The 18,847-nt window shown below is 63.5% G+C and carries 13 protein-coding genes; 6 read left to right on the forward strand and 7 right to left on the reverse strand.

The window, feature by feature from the left end:
* The first annotated feature begins 88 nt into the window (after positions 1–88).
* Positions 89–1,090, forward strand: a complete 1,002-nt coding sequence (locus JQ575_RS04635; protein ID WP_212032071.1) for an adenosine kinase — start codon at positions 89–91, stop codon at positions 1,088–1,090.
* Positions 1,091–1,996: 906 nt separating this feature from the next.
* Positions 1,997–4,051, forward strand: coding sequence for a tetratricopeptide repeat protein (locus tag JQ575_RS04640; RefSeq protein WP_212032072.1), 2,055 nt, complete (start codon positions 1,997–1,999; stop codon positions 4,049–4,051).
* A 171-nt stretch (positions 4,052–4,222) separates the two neighbouring features.
* Here JQ575_RS04640 and JQ575_RS04645 read toward each other — a convergent pair whose 3' ends face one another.
* Positions 4,223–5,917, reverse strand: a complete 1,695-nt coding sequence (locus JQ575_RS04645) for an AMP-binding protein (protein WP_249166427.1) — start codon at positions 5,915–5,917, stop codon at positions 4,223–4,225.
* A 217-nt stretch (positions 5,918–6,134) separates the two neighbouring features.
* Positions 6,135–7,328: a serine hydrolase gene (locus tag JQ575_RS04650; RefSeq protein ID WP_212032074.1), complete on the reverse strand. Its 1,194-nt coding sequence runs from the start codon at positions 7,326–7,328 to the stop codon at positions 6,135–6,137.
* Positions 7,329–7,680: 352 nt separating this feature from the next.
* Between JQ575_RS04650 and JQ575_RS04655 the strand changes: the two genes are divergently transcribed.
* Both JQ575_RS04655 and JQ575_RS04660 read left to right on the forward strand, forming a co-directional pair.
* A complete protein-coding gene (locus tag JQ575_RS04655) occupies positions 7,681–7,998 on the forward strand; it encodes a hypothetical protein (protein ID WP_212032075.1) in 318 nt (105 codons plus the stop codon).
* A 131-nt stretch (positions 7,999–8,129) separates the two neighbouring features.
* Positions 8,130–9,623 (forward strand): NAD-dependent succinate-semialdehyde dehydrogenase, encoded by a 1,494-nt coding sequence (locus JQ575_RS04660; RefSeq protein WP_212032076.1) that lies wholly within the window; start codon positions 8,130–8,132, stop codon positions 9,621–9,623.
* A gap of 98 nt (positions 9,624–9,721) precedes the next feature.
* Here the strand turns inward: JQ575_RS04660 and JQ575_RS04665 are convergent, their stop codons facing one another.
* The 5 genes from JQ575_RS04665 to JQ575_RS04685 all read right to left on the reverse strand — a co-directional run bounded on the left by JQ575_RS04665 (position 9,722) and on the right by JQ575_RS04685 (position 15,992).
* Entirely contained in the window at positions 9,722–10,756 is a 1,035-nt protein-coding gene (locus JQ575_RS04665) for an alpha/beta fold hydrolase (RefSeq protein WP_212032077.1), read from the reverse strand.
* Between the two features lie 42 nt (positions 10,757–10,798).
* Positions 10,799–12,997 (reverse strand): SulP family inorganic anion transporter, encoded by a 2,199-nt coding sequence (locus tag JQ575_RS04670; RefSeq protein WP_212032078.1) that lies wholly within the window; start codon positions 12,995–12,997, stop codon positions 10,799–10,801.
* A 93-nt stretch (positions 12,998–13,090) separates the two neighbouring features.
* Positions 13,091–13,897 carry a crotonase/enoyl-CoA hydratase family protein gene (locus tag JQ575_RS04675; RefSeq protein WP_212032079.1) on the reverse strand — a complete coding sequence of 269 codons (807 nt, stop codon included), beginning with the start codon at positions 13,895–13,897 and terminating at the stop codon, positions 13,091–13,093.
* 190 nt (positions 13,898–14,087) lie between these two features.
* Positions 14,088–15,002 carry a phosphoribosylaminoimidazolesuccinocarboxamide synthase gene (locus tag JQ575_RS04680; protein WP_212032080.1) on the reverse strand — a complete coding sequence of 305 codons (915 nt, stop codon included), beginning with the start codon at positions 15,000–15,002 and terminating at the stop codon, positions 14,088–14,090.
* Positions 15,003–15,074: 72 nt separating this feature from the next.
* Positions 15,075–15,992: a pirin family protein gene (locus JQ575_RS04685; RefSeq protein WP_212032081.1), complete on the reverse strand. Its 918-nt coding sequence runs from the start codon at positions 15,990–15,992 to the stop codon at positions 15,075–15,077.
* 189 nt (positions 15,993–16,181) lie between these two features.
* Between JQ575_RS04685 and JQ575_RS04690 the strand changes: the two genes are divergently transcribed.
* Together JQ575_RS04690 and JQ575_RS04695 are read left to right on the forward strand one after the other, a co-directional pair.
* The gene (locus JQ575_RS04690; RefSeq protein WP_212032082.1) at positions 16,182–17,240 is read left to right on the forward strand and encodes a helix-turn-helix domain-containing protein; all 1,059 of its coding nucleotides are present in this window, start codon (positions 16,182–16,184) and stop codon (positions 17,238–17,240) included.
* 148 nt (positions 17,241–17,388) lie between these two features.
* Positions 17,389–18,819 carry a serine hydrolase gene (locus JQ575_RS04695; RefSeq protein ID WP_312015882.1) on the forward strand — a complete coding sequence of 477 codons (1,431 nt, stop codon included), beginning with the start codon at positions 17,389–17,391 and terminating at the stop codon, positions 18,817–18,819.
* Positions 18,820–18,847 lie beyond the last annotated feature (28 nt).

The following is an 18,847-nucleotide window of genomic DNA, read 5'->3' on the forward strand; positions in this document are numbered from 1 at the left end:
CGAATCAATTCACGCCATTTATGGGTTCACGCCTTGCGCCGGCCGTGATAGCCCGAGCCCTTCATGATGGCTGCAACAGGACGGTGAGATGGCCGACGCAAAATATGACGTTCTCGGGATCGGCAATGCGATTTTCGACGTGCTGGTGCAGACCGACGAGGCCTTTCTCGGCCGCCATGGCATGACCAAGGGCGGCATGGCGCTGATCGACGAGGCGCGGGCCACGGCGATCTACGCCGATATGGGCCCGGCCACCGAAATGTCCGGGGGCTCGGCGGCCAACACCATCGTCGGCATCGCCAATCTCGGCGCGCGCGCGGCCTATGTCGGCAAGGTGCGCGACGACCAGATCGGCGGCCTCTATACCCATGACATCCGCGCCGCCGGCGTTGCGTTCGAAACCAAAGCGGCAAGCGGCGGCCCCGCCACCGGCTGCTCCTACATCCTGGTGACGCCGGACGGCGAGCGCACCATGAACACCTATCTCGGTGCCGCGCAGGAGTTGATGCCCGCCGATATCGACGCGGCGCAAATCGAAGCCTCCAGCATCATCTATCTCGAAGGCTATCTCTGGGATCCGAAGAACGCCAAGGAAGCCTTCGTCAAGGCGGCGACCATCGCCCATGGCGCCGGCCGTCAGGTCGCGCTGACTTTGTCGGATTCGTTCTGCGTCGGCCGCTACCGCGACGAGTTTCTCGACCTGATGCGCAAGGGCACCGTCGATCTCGTGTTCGCCAACGAGGCCGAGCTGCAGTCCCTGTACGAAACTCCGGATTTCGACGCCGCGCTAAAACAGCTGCGCGCCGACACCAAACTCGGCATCGTCACTCGCAGCGAAAAGGGCTGCGTCGTGGCGTCGAAAGACGGCGTGGTCGCGGTGCCGGCCTTCCCGATCACGAAACTCGTCGACACCACAGGCGCCGGCGATCTGTTCGCCGCCGGCTTCCTGTTCGGTCTCGTCCGCAACGCCGGCCACGAAAATTCCGGCCGCCTCGGCGCGCTCGCCGCGGCTGAGGTGATCCAGCACATCGGCGCAAGGCCGCAGGTGTCGCTGAAGGGACTGGCGAAGAAGAACGGGCTGCCGGTGTAGGGATTCTGGGAGGCCGTGATCTCTCCACCCGTCATGCCCGGGCTTGACCCGGGCATCCACGTCTTTCTTAAGCGGCAATGAAGCAATTCGTGGATGGCCGGGACAAGCCCGGCCATGACGAATGGTGAGAGAGTACGTACTGCCGTCGATATTGCGTTCCGATTTTCAGAAATAGTCCTTGACGCTACCCCAAATCACCGGTTACATCCCTCGCATCCCGTCCCACTCAGAGGGGCGTTGGCCATCGTCACAACGAGGGGCGGGTTGCGGTGGACGCTGATGTTGCGATTGACGGTCGCGGCAAAGGCGTACGGCGAAAGCGTGTGGTCCTGGCGCCCGTAACGGCGTCAAGCTCTGAAGAAGCTAACGCTTCCGAGGGGCGACGGTGGCAATAGAGGCCGTCTCACCGGGGAGAGCGCGTTATAAGTCGTAAAGCCACTGCGCAGGGAATGTCGGATGCTCTCCGCTGCCCTGTATGCTCGTGTGCAGCTTTCTTTGCACTATTCGCACACGAGACCGCGGGTGCAGCGCGCATCCGGCATTCCCCGCGCCCTCTGTTTTCCAGGGCGCGAAACTACCTGCAAACCTCGGGCGTATCGCGCCGCGGGAACGTGACGCCATATCCACGTCATTGCGAGGAGCGAAGCGACGAAGCAATCCATCCATCCGTTATGCCGCCCTATGGATTGCTTCGCTTCGCTCGCAATGACGGAAGACCCAGCGGCGCCATTCATGACAATTGTGTGCTCGGATAGTCCGCACCGCTGAATTGCCTTTCCACCTCCATCCCGATATTTTGTTCACCCATTGGCCTGTATTGCGGCACGGAGGTCGGCTCTGGTTCCTCCCAAACAAAAGCAAGTCGCTTCCCGCATCTGGTTTCTCGCGGCCATCGCGGCTGCCGCGTTGTGCCAGCCGCAGGCGTCGGCGGTTGCGGATGATCTGGCGGATTGCAACAGCGGGCTGCCCGCAAAGATCGAAGCGGCGTGTGCAGCCATCATCAACGATACCGCGCGTGCGCCCGAAGACCGCGTCAAGGCGCATCTCGGCCGGTCGCGGCTCTATCTCAATACGGCGAAGATCGATCTCGCCCTGGCGGATGCCGAAGCGGCGCTGAAGCTGGATTCCAATTCCGTTCAGGCGCTGCTGCAGCGCGGCGTCGCCTATCAGCGAACCGGCAAGCTGGATCTGGCGAAGGCCGATTTCGACCGCGCGCTGGAGATCGAACCGAAGAACGCGCTCGCGCTGCTGTCGCGCGGCAATCTTCGTTCCCAGCAGCGGAACTGGCCGGAAGCGATCAGCGATTTCGACGAGGCCATCGCGGCGCGCCAGGATTTTGCGCCAGCCTATGTCAGCCGCGGCCGTGCCTATTCCGAAAGCGGTCAGCTCGACAAGGCGCTCAGCGACCTGAACGCGGCCATTGCGATCAACGTCAACGTGCCGGCGGCATTCTATTGGCGCGGGCAGACGTTCCGCCGCAAGGGCGAGATCGACCGCGCCATCGAGGATTTTTCGCGTGCCATCGCGCAGGGGCCGAAGAGCGACATGGCGTCCTATTTCGCGCGCGCCCAGCTCTATAGTTCCAAGGGCGATTACACCCGCGCGCTGGCCGATCTCGACGCGCTCCTGGCGGTGGCACCCGACAGTGCGGCCGCAAGGCAACTGCGTCAGTCCACGCTCGCGATGCAGACGGAACTGGCGAAGGTTCAAGGCAACGACAAAGGCAGCGACAAGGACAAGCCGAAGGCGCTGCCGACGCCGTCGGCATCGCCCTCGACATCCGAGATGGCCGACCAGCTCACCCCGCCGCTGCCGCAAGCCGCGCCATCAGGCAATGCCGCCGGCAAGCCGTTGATCGACCGGGCGCGGCAGCTCTTCGCCCAGGCCAAATACGCCGATGCGGTCGGGCTCCTGAACCAGGTGCTGACAGCCGATCCGCGCGACGAGGCCGCGCTGCAACTCCGCTCCAGCGCGCGCACCAGGCTCGGACAACTCGCCGAGGCCCGCGCCGACCTCGATGAACTGATCAAGCTCCGGCCGAATGATGCGACGATGCTGGCGCTGCGCGGGGTGACGTCGGCCGCCATGCGACAGCCCGACCAGGGCCTCGTCGACGTCGAAGCGGCGCTGAAGATCAACCCCAGCAGCGCACAAGCCCATTACAGCCGCGGCGTCGTGCATCGGCAGTTGGGAAAAGTCCCGGCTGCGCTGGCCGATTTCGATCGCGCGATCGCGATCGACCCCAAAATGAGCCCCGCCTTCTATGAGCGCGGCATCACCCAGATGTCGCTCAATCAGCTCGACAAGGCCTTGACCGACTTCGACCAGGCGCTGGCATTGGCGCGGGTGTACGATCTGGCCAAGGCCGCCCGCGGCGTGGTGCTGCTCATGAAGGGCAACTCGGCCGAGGGGCTGGCCGATATCAACGCCGTGCTTGAGCGGAATCCTTCCAACCAGACCGCCGTCTTCGGCCGCGGACTTGCCCTGGTCAATTCGGGCCAGTTCCATCGCGCGATCGTCGCGCTCGATACCGTGGTGGGAAAGGCGGCCGACGATAGCATGGCCCGCACGCTTCGCGCCCGCGCCTATCTTGGCAAGGGCGAGACGCGCAACGCGCTGGCGGACCTCGATCTCGTCCTCAAGGCGCGGCCTGCGGATGCGTCGGCGCTGACGCTGCGCGGCAGTGTCTGGTCGGCGCTGCGCGACTATCCCAAGGCCCTGAACGACCTCAACGAGGCGATCGAGCGCCGCGAAACCATTGAGAGCTATGTTGTCCGGGCGCAGGTTTACGAAGCGCAGAACGATTCCGAAAAGGCCGCCGCCGATTATCGCCGTGCGAGCGAACTCGTGCCACGCAGCGTTTTCGAGACCAACGCGCAGGCCAATGCGAAGAAAAAGGCTCAGCAGCTCTCGAAGCGCGTCCCCTGCGGCGACATGGCGGGCAGCGGCACGTGCCTTTGACGCCCGTCAGATCCGTCCCTATCCCCGTCATCCTGAGGTGCGAGCGTAGCGAGCCTCGAAGGATGTGCGGCCACAGACGGGCCGTCGTCCTTCGAGGCGCGCAAGTGCGCGCACCTCAGGATGACGGTCTGCTCAGACTCACTTGCTGAGCCCGGAATGCCGGCCTCACACTCACGCCGTCTTCGCCGCCTTCAACCCAAGCCTCGCCTCGACCGCATCGCGCATCAGGAATTTTTGAATCTTCCCCGTCACCGTCATCGGAAACTCGTCGACGAACTCGACATAGCGCGGAATCTTGTTGTGCGCGATCTGGCCGTGACAGAAGGCGCGAACCTCATCGGCGGTCAGGGTTTCGCCGGGCCTGACGCGAACCCAGGCGCACAGCTCCTCGCCATAGCGCTCGTCGGCGACGCCAAAGATCTGCACGTCCTGGATCTTGGGATGGCGATAGAGGAATTCCTCGATCTCGCGCGGATAAAGGTTCTCGCCGCCGCGTATCACCATGTCCTTGATGCGGCCGACGATGTTGCAATAGCCCTCCGCATCGATGATCGCGATGTCGCCGGTGTGCATCCAGCCATTGGCGTCGAGCACGTCCGATGTCTTCTCGGCCTCGTCCCAATAACCCAGCATGATGCTGTAGCCGCGGGTGCAGAGTTCGCCGCGCATCCCGCGCGGCACGATGCGGCCTTCGAGATCGACCACCTTGACCTCGACATGCGGATGAATCCGCCCGACCGTGGAGACGCGCCGTTCCAGCGGATCGTCCGTCGAACTCTGGAAGGAAACCGGGCTGGTTTCGGTCATGCCATAGGCGATCGTGACCTCGCCCATGTTCATCTCGTTGTTGACGCGTTTCATCACCTCGACCGGGCAGGGCGCGCCGGCCATGATGCCGGTGCGCAGCGATTTCAGGTCGAAGCGCGAGAATTCGGGATGATCGAGTTCGGCGATGAACATGGTCGGCACGCCATAGAGCGCGGTGCATCTCTCCTTCTCGATGGTCTGCAACGTCGCCAGCGGATCAAAACCCTCGCCGGGATAAACCATGGTGGCGCCGAGCGTCACCGCGGCGAGATTGCCCATCACCATGCCGAAGCAATGATAAAGCGGCACCGGGATGCAGATGCGGTCCTGTTCGGTCAGGCGCATGGCGCGGCCGACGAAATAGCCGTTGTTGAGAATATTGTGATGCGTCAGCGTGACGCCCTTGGGCGAGCCTGTGGTGCCGCTGGTGAACTGGATATTGACGGGATCGTCGAACTGCAGCGTTTTGGCCAGCTCCGCCAGCGTCTCGCGGTGCCGCGCGCTGCCCATCCGCGTCACGTCCTCGAATGCGATGGTGCCGGGCGAGGGCGGTCCGCCGATCTGGATCACCGCACGCAGCTTCGGCAGCCGCGCCGCCTGCAATTCGCCCGGTGTTGCCTTGGCAAGCTCGGGCAGCAGCGTGTTCAGCATCTCCATGTAATTCGAAGTCTTGAACGCGGTTGCGGTCACGATCGCGGCGCAGCCGACCTTTGCCAATGCGAATTCGAGTTCGCTGAGGCGATAGGCCGGATTGATGGTGACGAGGATGATGCCGGCCTTGGCGGCGGCAAACTGCGTCAGTGTCCATTCCGGCCGGTTGAGTGACCAGACCCCGATCCGCGCGCCGCGTTCCAGCCCGAGCGCGAGAAAGCCGGCCGCCAGCGCATCGACGCGCTCGGCGAATTCCTTCCAGGTCCAGCGGACATTGTGGCTCGGCGAAACCAGCGCTTCGCGGTCACCCCAGCGCCGCACCGCGTGATCGAGGCTTTGCCCGATGGTGTCACCCAGCAACGGCGCATCGGCGGTGCCGGAGACGTAACTGGCTGCGATATCCGTCAACGAAATTACTCCCTGTACCGAAACCCGCATGCAGGCAAAATCAAAACTACCGACAATGTGTGGTCGAGGCAATGTCCCGGCGAACTCAACTCGGCCCTCTCCCCCCTTGCGGGGGAGAGTTGGAGAGAGGGGTAAGCCACGGACGCCGGTGCTTGCGGCTTACCCCTCTCCCTGACCCTACCCCGCAAGGGGGAGGGAACGGATGGACCGCCCGAAACTAAGCCGCCCTCTGGCCACTCCCTGCATCGAGTCCGGCATAGATGCCACGCTCGAAACCGGCAAAGGCCTCCAGGGATTTCGCGTCCACGAACGGCAACAGCTGCATCAGGATCACGCCCGAGACGTTACGCGCCGGATCGATCCAGAAATAGGTGTTGGCGAGGCCGGCCCAGGCGAGGCTGCCGGCGCTGCGGCCCTCCGCCGTCTTGGCGGTGTTGATCAGGAAGCTCAGCCCCCATTTTTTCACCATGTCCGGATAGAGATCGACATCGTTGGTATACATCGGCGCCATGGTGGGCATCTTGCCGATGGTGAGATCGCCGATGTGGTTCTGGGCCATCAACGCCACGGTCTCCGGCTTCAGCAGTTGGTTGCCGTTGCCCTTGCCCTTACCCAGGATCATCTGGGTGAACTTGATGTAATCACTCGCTGTGCTGTAGAGGCCGCCGCCGCCCATGTGAAATTCCGGATTCTGTTCGAGCTCGAACGGGATCGGCGCCAGCGAGCCGTCCTCGCCGCGCGCGTGCATGCCGACCAGGCGCTGGCGCTGGGAATCCGTAATCTTGAAACTGGTGTCGTTCATGCCGAGCGGTGCGAACATATGGTCGCGCAGATAGGCGTCGAGACGCTTGCCGCTGGCGGCTTCCACCGCCTTGCCGACGAAATCGATATTGATGCCATATTCCCAGCGCGTGCCGGGATCGGACATGATCGGCCCCTTCAGCGCGGCGTTCAGGCAGCTGAAGATATTCGGGGTTCCGGTCTTCTCCTGATACTTCCCCATGTCGCCGTTCCACACGTCGTAGCAGTACCCGGCGGTGTGGGTCATGAGATGGCGCAGCGTGATCGGCTTCTTGGCCGGCCGCAGTTTCGGTTCACCCTTGGCGTCAAAACCTTCCAGCACCTGCGGGGAGGCCAGATCAGGCAGCAGCTTGCCGATCGGCTCATCCAGCGAAAGCTTGCCCTGCTCGACGAGCTGCATGCCGGCGGCGCACGTGATCGCCTTGGTCATCGAGGCGATCCAGAACACGCTGTCGGTGGTCATCGGATCGTCCTTGGACAGGTCGCGTTTGCCGAACGCGCCCTGATAGATCACCTCGCTGCCCGTCGCCGCCATGGCGACCACGCCGGGAATTTCCTTGGCCTCGGATTTCTGACGCAGAACCTGGTCGATCTGAGCTTTGCTTTGCATGGGTCACCTCCCGTTTGTTGTTATGGAGTGCCGCGATCTTCCCCCCGGCGTTGCAATCCCGCAAGCGCTCGCGGCGCCGCGCTGCTGATGTCGCGATCTCGTGATGGGCTGATGGCTTGCGCAGGGAGAGGGGAAGGAGAGCGACACAAAACTGCAACACTCCGCCACAATTCGCGGTGGATCAGCGGCAATATCGATGACCGCCTCGGGCACAAACGATAAGTTGATTCCATAATGATTTCCGGTGCTGATTCTTTGCAGTAAGACATTCAGATTCCAGCAGAAACGCTGCCGTCGAACTGAATGATTTGATGAAAATGGTTGTAACTTTATCCGTTGCGAGGATGCCGCGATGATCTCGACCTGGAGTGAATGGAAGCGATATCCCCGCCCCGGACGCGCTGAGAACATCGAAGCCCCGATCAGCCCCGGTCTCTATGAGGTCCGTATTGCCGGTACCGGCGCGCTGCACTCGTTCGAGGCGGTCGACAATGTCGCCGTGGCGCTGGCGCAATTGCAAGTCGGTTCCAAATCCTGGTTCTCGCGCCGTGCTGCGAAGTTGCCCGATCTAGAATACCGCACCTGTGCCACGTCCTCACGGGCCGACGCCAAGGCCGCCGCGGAACGCATGATCGGCCGCCGCGAAACCTATATGGGCGGCGCGGTCTGATCCGGCCGCAACGAGCCTTCAAGATAGCTTGAGGCTGCCGCGCGTTTCCGGCCGATGCATTGCCGGCTGAATAGGCCTATACTCGGATCAGTACCCCAAAAAATCCCAAGAAAACTCCGAGGAGTTACGCCATGAACCCGCCCGTCGCCGCACGCGCTTCGCAATCCGCCCCCTCCCTGCGCGACCGCCTGAAGGACCCCTCGCTGCTGCGCGAGCAGTGCTATATCGACGGCGCCTGGACCGGGAAGGCGTCAAAGCCGGTGACCAATCCGGTCAATGGCATTGAGCTTGCGAAAATACCGGTGCTGAGCACCGCGGAGACGACGCAAGCCGTCGAGGCCGCCGAGCGCGCGTTCCCGGCCTGGGCCAAGCTGACCGCCAAGGCGCGCTCCAACATCCTGCGCAAATGGTTCGACCTGATCATCGCCAACCGCGAAGACATCGCGCTGATCCTGACTTCGGAGCAGGGCAAGCCGCTGACGGAAGCGCTCGGCGAAGTCGATATCGGCGGTGCCTATGTCGAATTTTTCGCCGAGGAAGCCCGCCGCGTCTATGGCGAAACCATTCCGACCCAGCGCGCCGATGCGCGCCTGCTCGCGATCAAGCAGCCGATCGGCGTCTGCGGCGCGATCACGCCGTGGAATTTCCCCTGCTCGATGATCACCCGCAAAGTCTCGCCGGCGCTGGCCGCGGGTTGCACGGTGGTGCTCAAGCCCGCCAATGAAACCCCGCTGACGGCGCTGGCGCTGGTGGCGCTCGCGGAGAAGGCCGGCGTGCCGAAGGGCGTGTTCAACATCCTCACCGGCAATTCCTCGGCGATCGGCAAGGTGCTGTGCGAACATCCCGCCGTGCGCTTCGTCGGCTTCACCGGCTCGACCGAAGTCGGCAAGATCCTGTACCAGCAGGCCGCCGTCGGCGTGAAGAAGCTCGGCCTCGAGCTCGGCGGCAACGCGCCGTTCGTGGTGTTCGACGACGCCGATATCGATGCCGCCGTCGAGGGCGCGATCGTCTCGAAATATCGCAACATGGGCCAGACCTGCGTCTGCGCCAACCGCATCTACGCCCAGGACAAGATCTACGACCAGTTCGTCGAAAAGCTCTCGGCCAAGGTCGCCGCGATGAAGATCGGTGACGGCACCGAAGCCGGCGTGGTGCAGGGGCCGCTGATCAACATGGAAGCGGTCGACAAGGTCGAGAAGCACATCGCGGACGCGGTCAAGGGCGGCGCGAAAATAGTCACCGGCGGCAAGCGCCATGCGCTCGGCGGCAGCTTTTTCGAGCCGACAGTGTTGTCGAACGTCAAGCCCGACGCGCTGGTCGCGCACGAGGAAACGTTTGGGCCGCTGGCGCCGGTGTTCCGCTTCAAGGACGAGGCCGACGTGATTGCGCTGTGCAACGCCTCGCCGTTCGGTCTGGCGTCCTACTTCTACTCGCGCGATCTGGGCCGGGTCTGGCGGGTCGCCGAAGCGCTGGAGTCCGGCATGGTCGGCGTCAACACCGGGCTGATCACCACCGAAGTCGCACCCTTCGGCGGCGTTAAGGAGTCCGGCCTCGGCCGCGAAGGCTCGCATCACGGCATGGAAGAATATGTCGAGATCAAATACGTGATGATGGCGGGGATTTGAACTGTCGTCATTGCGAGCGAAGCGAAGCAGTCCATAGCGCGGCATCGTGGATAGTTGGATTGCTTCGTCGCTTGCGCTCCTCGCAATGACGGCTGCGCTCAGAGCCCATCTACAAACTGCTTCAGCCGCGGCGCCCATTTATCGGCATCGAGGCCTGAAGCCGAATGGCCGAGTTCGCTGTCGAGCAGGAAATAATCGGCATCCACGCCGGCGGCCTTCAGCCCCTGCATCACGCCGGGCGCGATGTCAGGCGGAAACAATTTGTCGGTCCGCGACAGCACAAACAGAACCTTCGATTTGATCCGGCCGAACTGCGCCGTCACATCGAAGCTGCGCAGCGCTTTGGCAAGTATGATCAGCGAATTGGCGCCGAATCCCTCTGCCCACCGCGCCGCCTCGTCGCGGATCGCGGCTTCGATCTCTGCGGGATCGGACATCGTCGCTTTCAGGCGGGTCTCGATGCCGTAGGTCTTCAGCGTCGCCATGCGGATCTCGGTCATGGTCTCCACGACGCCGCCGCGATCGTAATAATCGCCGCCGTTCCAGTTCGGGTCCTTCGAGAGCGCTCCGAGCAGGCGCGCGACATTGCCTTCGGATCGCTCGCGCGGCACCCGCGGCGAGGTGACGACGGCGGCGATCCCCTTCATCGCGTCGGGATAGTTGACGGCCCATTGCAAGGCCTGGAAGCCGCCATAGGACGGGCCGACGATCGCAACCAGTTTCTCGATGCCGAGATGATCGAGCAGCCGCCGCTGTGTGCCGACGATGTCGCTGACATTGATATCAGGGAATCGCGGCCCGTAAGGCTTGCCGGTCGCGGGATCAATGCTCGCAGCATTGGTCGATCCGTAGGACGAGCCCAGCATGTTCGGGCAGATCGCAAAATAGCGGTTGGTGTCGACGGCCTTGCCGGGGCCGACGATCTCACTCCAGCTGCCTTCGCCGGTCGTGCCGCCGGGATCGATGATGTGCGGGCCGCTGGTGTTGCCATGTGTGACCAGCACGGCATTGCTGCGATCGGGCGCCAGCGTGCCAAGCGTCGCATAGGCGATGGTCACCTCTGGCATCACGGTGCCGCTTTGCAGGCGATAGTTGGTGGTGGAGAAGGTCTTCGCGTCAGCCTGTGCGGTCATATGTTCTAACCCGGAGGAGGAAAGGCTGCAGAATGCAGCGTTCTATCGCCGTAACACTGCAATGGTGCGATTGGCAAAAGTAAGTCGTTCGGCCATGACAGATACGAAATAGGTCAGCAGCTTCTGGCTGAGCGAGGGGTCATCGATCTTGAGCGCTTCAAACTGATGCGCGCTCAGGACGTACAGGACACTCGCGACCTCGGCTTGAATCGTCGCGCTGCGTTGCGCCTGCGACACCAGGCCCATCTCGCCGATCGTCGTGTAGCGGCCGAGGCTCCGTACCCGCGTGGTTCCTTCGTTCGTCGGAACCATGACGCCAACGCGGCCGTCCAGGATGAAATGCATGGAATCGGCGGCGTCGCCGGCACTGACAATGATCTCTCCGGCATCGATCTCGACACGCTCGCAGCGATGCATCAGCGCCACGGCATCGCGCGGGGTTCCGAGAATCTGCGTGAACCAGTCACGCAGATTGGCCTCCTCCTGCTCGTGCCCCTGATGCTTTGCGATGATCTCGTTCTCGCATTGCTCCAGCGCATGATCGAGCTCTGGCACGATACGAACCCGGCCGGAGATGAAACCGCTGGACCGCAGCGCCTTCTCGGCAAGTTTTGGCAAATGAACCAGCACCAGTTCGATGTGACGTTCGTCGGCGCCGCGCTTGATCTGGGCAAAACTGTAGGCCGCCGATGAATCGAACCCGGTAACCAGCTTGAAGTCGAACACCAGATGGCGGCATTCCGGACGCTGCGCGAGCAGCGCCTTGACGTGCTGGTAAAGCCGGTTGGCCGAACCGAAGAACAGGTAGCTCTGCAGGTTGAGGCCCTGGATTTGTCCGCCATGGGCCGTCAGAACCGTCTGGTCGTTGCGCGAACGATCCAGCGAGCTGCGATATTCGGAGCCGTCAAAGCTGAATTTGATTGGATCGATCCGTGCGGCCGTGAACGCGAATGTCGCGCAGCCGATCACGACGCCGATCAGCACGCCGGCGACAAAGCCCCATTGCAGGATGATGACGATGATCGCCAGCAGCGAGACATATTCGGTCTTGGTCAGGCGCCGCCGCGATTCGATGATCCATTTGTGCAGCTGATCGGCGCCCAGATAGATCAGGAGGCCGCCGAGCACGAATTTCGGCATGTAGCCGAGCAGAACAGGAGCAACCGCCAGCATCAGCACCGAGATCGCGGCCACGGTCAGGCCGGCGAGCCGGCCGGTCCCGCCGCTGCTGAAGTTGAGGATGGTGCGGCTGACCGAGATGCAGCCGGTATAGCCGCCGAACGCGCCTGACAGGATGTTGGCAAGGCCGGTGACGTTCAACTCCCGCTCGAGATTGGCTTCGCGGTGCACGACAACCTCGATGCCAGCGGTGTTGAACAGCGTGCTCGACGCCGTGACAAAAATGACGGCGACCAGATTGCCGAGCAGATCCGGCACGGCATGCCAGGGATAGCGGGCCATCTCGGCCGTGCTCCACGGCAGCATGATGCTGATGCTAGGCGGCGGTTGAAATGTCCATCCCGAGGCCTGCGCCTCTGCCGAGGTGAATCCCGCCAGCCAGAAGGCGATGTGCCCAACGACCACGCCCCCGACCAGCATGGCCGGCAGGCCAAACGAGGTGCGGGTGCGATGCCAGGTCAGATACAGCGCCAGCGCCATGGCGCAGGCGGCCGCCAATTCGGACAGGGTCAGGATGTTGGCGAACTGATCGAGCGTCGTCAGCTGAAGGCGATGGCCGGTGATAACGCGAACCGCGCCCAAAATGATCAGGCAGGCAGTGGCGCCGAGGAACCCGCCCACGACGGGATAGGGCACATAACGGATCGCGCGGCCCATCCGCGTCACCCCGAAGCCGCACAGCACGATGCCGGTGACGATGGCCGAAAGCCCTAGCGTCATCAGCGCCGGGGCGAGCAGCGATGCCGAGGGATCGCTGGCGACAACGTGCTCGACCAGCGACGCTGCCAATATTCCGGTCATCGCCGCCGTGGAGCTCTCGGGCGCCGCGATGGCGAACGGGAAGGAGCTTCCCCACGCGATGACCGCGGCGAGGATGGCCGAGGAGATGAAGGTCGCGGCAAGTCCGTAGGACAGATATGGCGCCAGCGGGCCGGTAAAAATCAGAAGCGAATACGACAGGCCAAATGTAATCGTGAGGACACTGGCGGCGCTGCCGCCGAGAATGTCATTGAAGGCCTTCCGAATTAACTCCGGCTCGCCTTTGAGAGATCGACTGACCACGCCCCACTTGCCCCCGGCACCCCTGCCAGTGGTAGAGACCGCAGACAGAGATCACAACGTTATTCTTGTGACAGGGGACGTGTGACGGCGCCGTCAGTCGTTCGCTGCGTCTCTGCCGAACGCGCCGTGGCGGCCGACGCCGGACGCGAATCGTGCAGCGCCTGAGAGTGTCTCGCCCGAGGCGATCACCTTCAGCCCGCCGCGCATCTCGTTGGCGATGGCGTCTTCCTCCGCGAGGTCCCATTGCCGCAGCGCCGACAGCCGGTCGGCGCGCATGCAGGTTTGCGGGAAGGCCGCGATTTCCCTGGCCAGCGCAATGGCCTGTGCAACGGCCTCGCCTCTTCGCACCAGGCGATTGGCCAGGCCCATGCGCAACGCCTCCGGCCCGCCGACCGGGCGTCCGGTCAGGATCAGGTCGATCGCCTGGGAATGACCGATCAATCGCGGCAGGCGGATGGTGCCGAGATCGATCAACGGCACGCCGAACCTGCGGCAGAAGATGCCGAAGGTGGCGTCCTCGGCAACGACCCGCAGGTCCGCCCAGAGCGCGAGTTCCATGCCGCCGGCGACGGCAAATCCCTCGACCGCGGCGATCACGGGTTTCGACAGCCGCAGCCGGCTCGGCCCCATCGGCGCAATCGAGTCATGGCCGCCGATCTCGCGCTTCTTGTTGGGATCGCCCGCCGCCACCGCCTTGAGGTCGGCGCCGGCGCAGAAATAACCGCCGGTGCCGGTGAACACCGCAACGGATGCCGCTTCGTCGGCGTCGAACGCCAGAAACGCATCGTAGAGTTTGCGCGCGGTGGCGCCGTCGACGGCGTTGCGGCAATGCGGACGGTTGATGGAAACGATGGTCACCGGCCCATCGCGTTCGACAAGTACGGAATCGGTTTCGGTCATGGCGGGCGCTCCCTTGGCATTCTTGTTGTGGCAGGGAGCTTCGCACTGGAGGTGTCGATCAGGCAATCCTGGGATGGGCCTTGGAATGGACCGACAGGTTGCGCCAAGCCGTCATTGCGAGCGGAGCGAAGCAATCCATAGTGCCGCAAGCGGAGGAATGGATTGCTTCGTTGCGCTCGCAATGACGGGGTTAGATTTTGAGCTCGCTTCCCGTCACCCGGCGATACGCTTCCAGATAACGCTTGCTGGTGGCGTCGACCACGCTCGCCGGGAGCGGTGGGGGCGGGGCGTCGCCGTTCCAGCGGCCGGCGCGGCGCTCGGCGTCGAGGTAATCGCGCAGCGGCTGTTTGTCGAAGCTCGGTTGCGGCTGGCCGGGCTTATAGACATCGACCGCCCAGAACCGCGAACTGTCTGGCGTCATCACTTCGTCGATCAGGATGATGCGGCCGTCGCCGTCACGGCCGAATTCGAATTTGGTGTCGGCGATGATGATGCCTTGCTTGCGGCTGACCTTCTCGCCGAAATCATAGACGGTGCGGGCCATGCCCTCCAGCGTCTGCGCAACGTCGGCGCCCAGGATCTCGCGCACGCGCGCGACCGTGATGTTCTCGTCATGCCCGGTCTCGGCCTTGGTTGCCGGACTGAAGATCGAAGGCTCCAGCTTCTCGCTCTCGACCAGGCCCGCCGCGAGCTTCTCGCCGGCCAGCGTGCCCGATGCCGCATATTCCTTCCAGGCCGATCCCGAGATGTAGCCGCGGATCACGCACTCCACCGGGAAGACGGTGGTGCGCCGGCACAGCATCGCGCGTCCGGCGATGTCGGCGCGGTGTGCCTTCAGCGCCGGCACCTGCGCGATGATCTCGTCGGCATCCGCGCTGATCATGTGATGCGGCACGACATCCGCGAGCTGCCTGAACCACCAGGCGCTGATCTGGGTCAGCACCGCGCCCTTCATCGGGATGGTTTCAGCCATCACGACGTCGAACGCGCTGATGCGGTCGGTGGTCAGCAGCAGCACGCGGTCGTCACCGACGGCGTAGATATCGCGGACCTTGCCGCGCCCGATCCGTGGCAGGGGTAAATCGCTGGCGAGCATCGCGTTCATGGTGTCATGCTTTCAAGAAGCGCGCCCGCGGGTGAAGCGCGGGTAGCGGAGCTTTGGTAGCCGAGGGATAGCTTACTCCGGCAGCGGAATGAACTCGTGTTCCTGGGGAACATGGGCAAAACGGCCGGTTTTCCAGTCCTGTTTGGCCTGTTCGATCCGCTCCTTGCTGGAAGAAACGAAATTCCACCAGATATGGCGCGGGCCTTCCAGCGCGTCGCCGCCGAGGAACATCATCCGGGTCGGCTGGATCGCCTTCACCGTGATGCGGTCGCCGGGCCGGAAGATCAGCAAGCGCGGCGCCTCGTAGCGCTCGTTGGCGATCTCGACTTCGCCGTCGACCACATAGATCGCGCGCTCCTCGTGGTCAGGGTCGAGCGGCACGCTGGTGCCGGCGGTGGCCGTCACCTCGGTATAGAACCACGGCGATACCATCGTGACCGGCGATTTCACGCCAAAGCCGCTGCCGGCGATGATGCGCGCGGTGAAGCCGCCGTCCTTGACTGTGGGCAGGCTTTCGGCGGCGTAATGCTGGAACGATGGCGCGATTTCCTCCGAGCCTGCGGGAAGCGCGATCCAGCTTTGCAGGCCCAGCATCTTCTGGCCGTCGCGGCGCTGCACGTCGGGCGTGCGTTCGGAATGCGCGATGCCGCGGCCGGCGGTCATCAAATTCATCGCGCCGGGCTGGATCTCCTGAATGTTGCCCTCGCTGTCGCGGTGCATGATGCTGCCGTCGAACAGATAGGTGACGGTGGCAAGCCCGATATGCGGATGCGGGCGCACGTCCATGCCGTTGCCGGCGATGAACTGCATCGGCCCGAAATGATCGAAGAAGATAAAAGGACCGACCATCTGGCGGTGGCCATGCGGCAGCGCGCGCCGCACCACAAATCCATCACCGAGATCGCGGGTGCGCGGCACGATGATGAGTTCAAGCGCGTCGCAGGTTTTGGGATCGCCGAGCACGGGATCGTTGGAGGGTTGCCAGCTCATTGAAAACTCCTTTGGATTTGTGGCGATCATAGCAGGGATCGTCCGGCGGCGTCCAAACACACTATCGTCGGTCCCGGCTTGATCGCATCAAGGAGACGGCGGTAAGCCGGCACTCTTGCAAAAATTGAATCATGCGGCGATCTGCATTAAAAGCAGCTTGCGCGGCTGACCGCGCTTCTGGGCAAATCGATGCTGCTTTCCACAATCGACATCGCCTTGCGCGGCGCCATTGTGGCGCTGCTGCTGGTGCTCGCGGCATCGCTGTTTCGCGGGTTCGGCACCGTGCTGGCGGGGCGGCTGGCCGCGGCGTTTGCCCTGGGATCGGCCGCGCACGCCGTGAGCTATTCGATCGGCTGGACGTCGCCGGTCTCCCTTCCGTATGCGCCGTTGATTGCGTTGTCGACCGGCAATGTCGTGGTGTTCTGGCTGTTCACCCGCGCGCTGTTCGACGAGGCGTTCAGATTGCGCTGGTGGCATGCGCTGATATGGGGCGCGGTCACCGCGTTCAGCTTCGTCAACTGCATGTGGATCGCACCGGCATCCAGCGCGCGGGTTGCCATCGTCGCGGTCAATCTGGTGGCGCTTGGCTTCATTGCATTGGCGGTGGTGCAGACGATCGCCTCATGGCCCGCGGATCTGGTCGAGCGCCGGCGTGGCGTTCGCGGCTTCATCATCGGCGCGGCCGCGTTGTATGGCGGCATGAACGCGGTGCTGCAGATATTTCTGCCCGGTAGCGAGGTCGTCAACACGGTGAATTCAGCCGTTCTGGCCGTTGTGGTGGCGGCGATCTGCTACGCGATGCTGCGCGTGGATGGCGCCGATCTGTTTCCCGTGGCATCTCAAGTCGCGCCGGCAACGATTGCGCCGGCTCAGACGGCCGCGGCGGAGGATGCGCACGACCAAAAGCTGGTCGACGCGCTGATGCGTTTGATGGCCGATGAGCGCATCTACCGCCACGACAACATCACGATCGGCACGCTCGCGACCAAACTTGGAATACCCGAATACAGATTGCGCCGGCTGATCAATCAGCGGCTCGGCTATCGCAACTTCAATGTCTTTCTCAACAACCACCGGATCGAGGAGGCCAAGGCCGCGCTGTCAGACCCGACGCAGGCCGAAGTCCCCGTCATCACCATTGCGATGGATGCCGGTTTCCAGTCGCTCGGCCCGTTCAACCGCGCCTTCAAGGCCATCACTGGCGTGACCCCGACCGAATATCGCCGGCAGAACGCTTCTGTCGCTTAATCCATAAATCATTGTAGTGTCATGGTAATTTCGAAATCGGCGAGACGCTCGCCAATTCCGGCCAGCCCGATTTCAAATCCGGCGAGCGGCCCGCGGCCACATCACCAACATGGCCGGCACGCGCTCATGCGTCATGCCGGAGGCCAATGTGTTCAGACGAAACCTGCTGTTCATCCTCGCGACCACCACGGCGCTCGGCGCGCTGGCGCTCTCGGCGGCGCGGGCACGCGACGTTCCCAAGATTGCCACCGGCTTTGTCGCCAACATCCTGTGCTCGGAGACCTTCGTGTCCGGCCAGCAGCCGGACCGGATTTTTCGCGAAACCACCGCCGCGATGCCCGGCGTCAACCTGATTACCTGGGCGATGGACTATCGCGTCGATCGCGCGTGGAAGGAAACCACCGTGACGTTGCTCGGCCTCGGCCGCAGCCACGCGGTCCACCGTGAAGGTCTTGGCTGCTATCTCGATCACGGCGGCGCGGTCGCCGAAATCGCGGTGCCATCGATCGATGTTAAATCATCACAGGTGCTGCCGGATATCGCGGGGCCTTCGGTCGTCACGTCAGCAAATCCCCAACTGGCCGCCGCGCTCGATCGCGCCTTTGCCGAGCCCGAACAGCCGCCGAAGCGTGCGACCAAAGCGATTGTGGTGCTGAAGGACGGCCGCGTCGTAGCCGAGCGTTATGCCGAAGGCTACGGCATCGATACGCCGATCCTCGGCTTCTCCGCGACCAAGTCGGTGATATCGGCGCTGACGGGCATTCTCGTGCGCAAGGGTGCGCTGACGCTCGATCAGCCGGCGCCAATCGGGGCGTGGCAACGCGCCGGCGATCCCAGGCGTGCGATTACGGTCGATCATCTGCTGCGTCACACGGCAGGGCTCGCGCTCGGCAGTTCGCTGCAGGCCTCGCTCAGCTCAGTGTTCGAGCCCGTCAATCGGATGAAGTTCATGGAATCAGACATGGCCGCATATGCCGAGAGCATCGAACTCGAGACGCCGCCCGGCAGCCAATGGAATTACAATGACGGCAACACCGTCATCCTCTCGCACCTGATCCGCGAAGCGGCGGGCGGCAAAGCCGCGGACCTGCTGCGGTTCGCGCGCGCTGAATTGTTCGCACCCCTCGGCATGCGCAACGTGACCATCGAGTTCGATGCCGCAGGCAATGCGGAGGGATCGAGCCAGATGCTGGGAAGCGCGCGCGACTGGGCGCGCTTCGGCCAGCTCTATCTCAATGACGGCGTGGCCGGCGGCAAGCGCATCCTGCCCGAGGGATGGGTAAAGTATTCGGCCTCGCCGACGTCAAATGCCTGGGTCGGAATGGGGGCCGGCTTCTGGACCGATCTCGGCGACAGTTTTGGCGCCCACTATCGCACCGGGCACGGCTGGCCGCGCGACGCCTTTTTCGCCAAGGGCACGATGGGACAATATGTGATCATCATCCCCAGCGAAAAGCTGGTCATCGTGCGGCTCGGCCGCTCGCCGAACGGGCCGCCGGAGGCGGATGGCGTGTTCGGGCTGGTGGCTGATGTCGTCGCGGCGGCGGGCGACAGGGCGAAGTTGGCGGGTGGTAATTGAAGGGCGGTAGTCGAGCCGACTCCCTCGC

The sequence above is a fragment of the Bradyrhizobium sp. JYMT SZCCT0428 genome, from assembly GCF_018131075.1.
GTDB lineage: Bacteria > Pseudomonadota > Alphaproteobacteria > Rhizobiales > Xanthobacteraceae > Bradyrhizobium.

Bases quoted from the DNA above. Each gene is read 5' to 3' on its own strand.
- JQ575_RS04635 (WP_212032071.1), top strand. From the start codon at position 89: ATGGCCGACGCAAAATATGACGTTCTCGGGATCGGCAATGCGATTTTC.
- JQ575_RS04650 (WP_212032074.1), bottom strand. From the start codon at position 7,328: ATGCAAAGCAAAGCTCAGATCGACCAGGTTCTGCGTCAGAAATCCGAG.
- JQ575_RS04655 (WP_212032075.1), top strand. From the start codon at position 7,681: ATGATCTCGACCTGGAGTGAATGGAAGCGATATCCCCGCCCCGGACGC.
- JQ575_RS04660 (WP_212032076.1), top strand. From the start codon at position 8,130: ATGAACCCGCCCGTCGCCGCACGCGCTTCGCAATCCGCCCCCTCCCTG.
- JQ575_RS04665 (WP_212032077.1), bottom strand. From the start codon at position 10,756: ATGACCGCACAGGCTGACGCGAAGACCTTCTCCACCACCAACTATCGC.
- JQ575_RS04675 (WP_212032079.1), bottom strand. From the start codon at position 13,897: ATGACCGAAACCGATTCCGTACTTGTCGAACGCGATGGGCCGGTGACC.
- JQ575_RS04680 (WP_212032080.1), bottom strand. From the start codon at position 15,002: ATGAACGCGATGCTCGCCAGCGATTTACCCCTGCCACGGATCGGGCGC.
- JQ575_RS04685 (WP_212032081.1), bottom strand. From the start codon at position 15,992: ATGAGCTGGCAACCCTCCAACGATCCCGTGCTCGGCGATCCCAAAACC.
- JQ575_RS04690 (WP_212032082.1), top strand. From the start codon at position 16,182: ATGCTGCTTTCCACAATCGACATCGCCTTGCGCGGCGCCATTGTGGCG.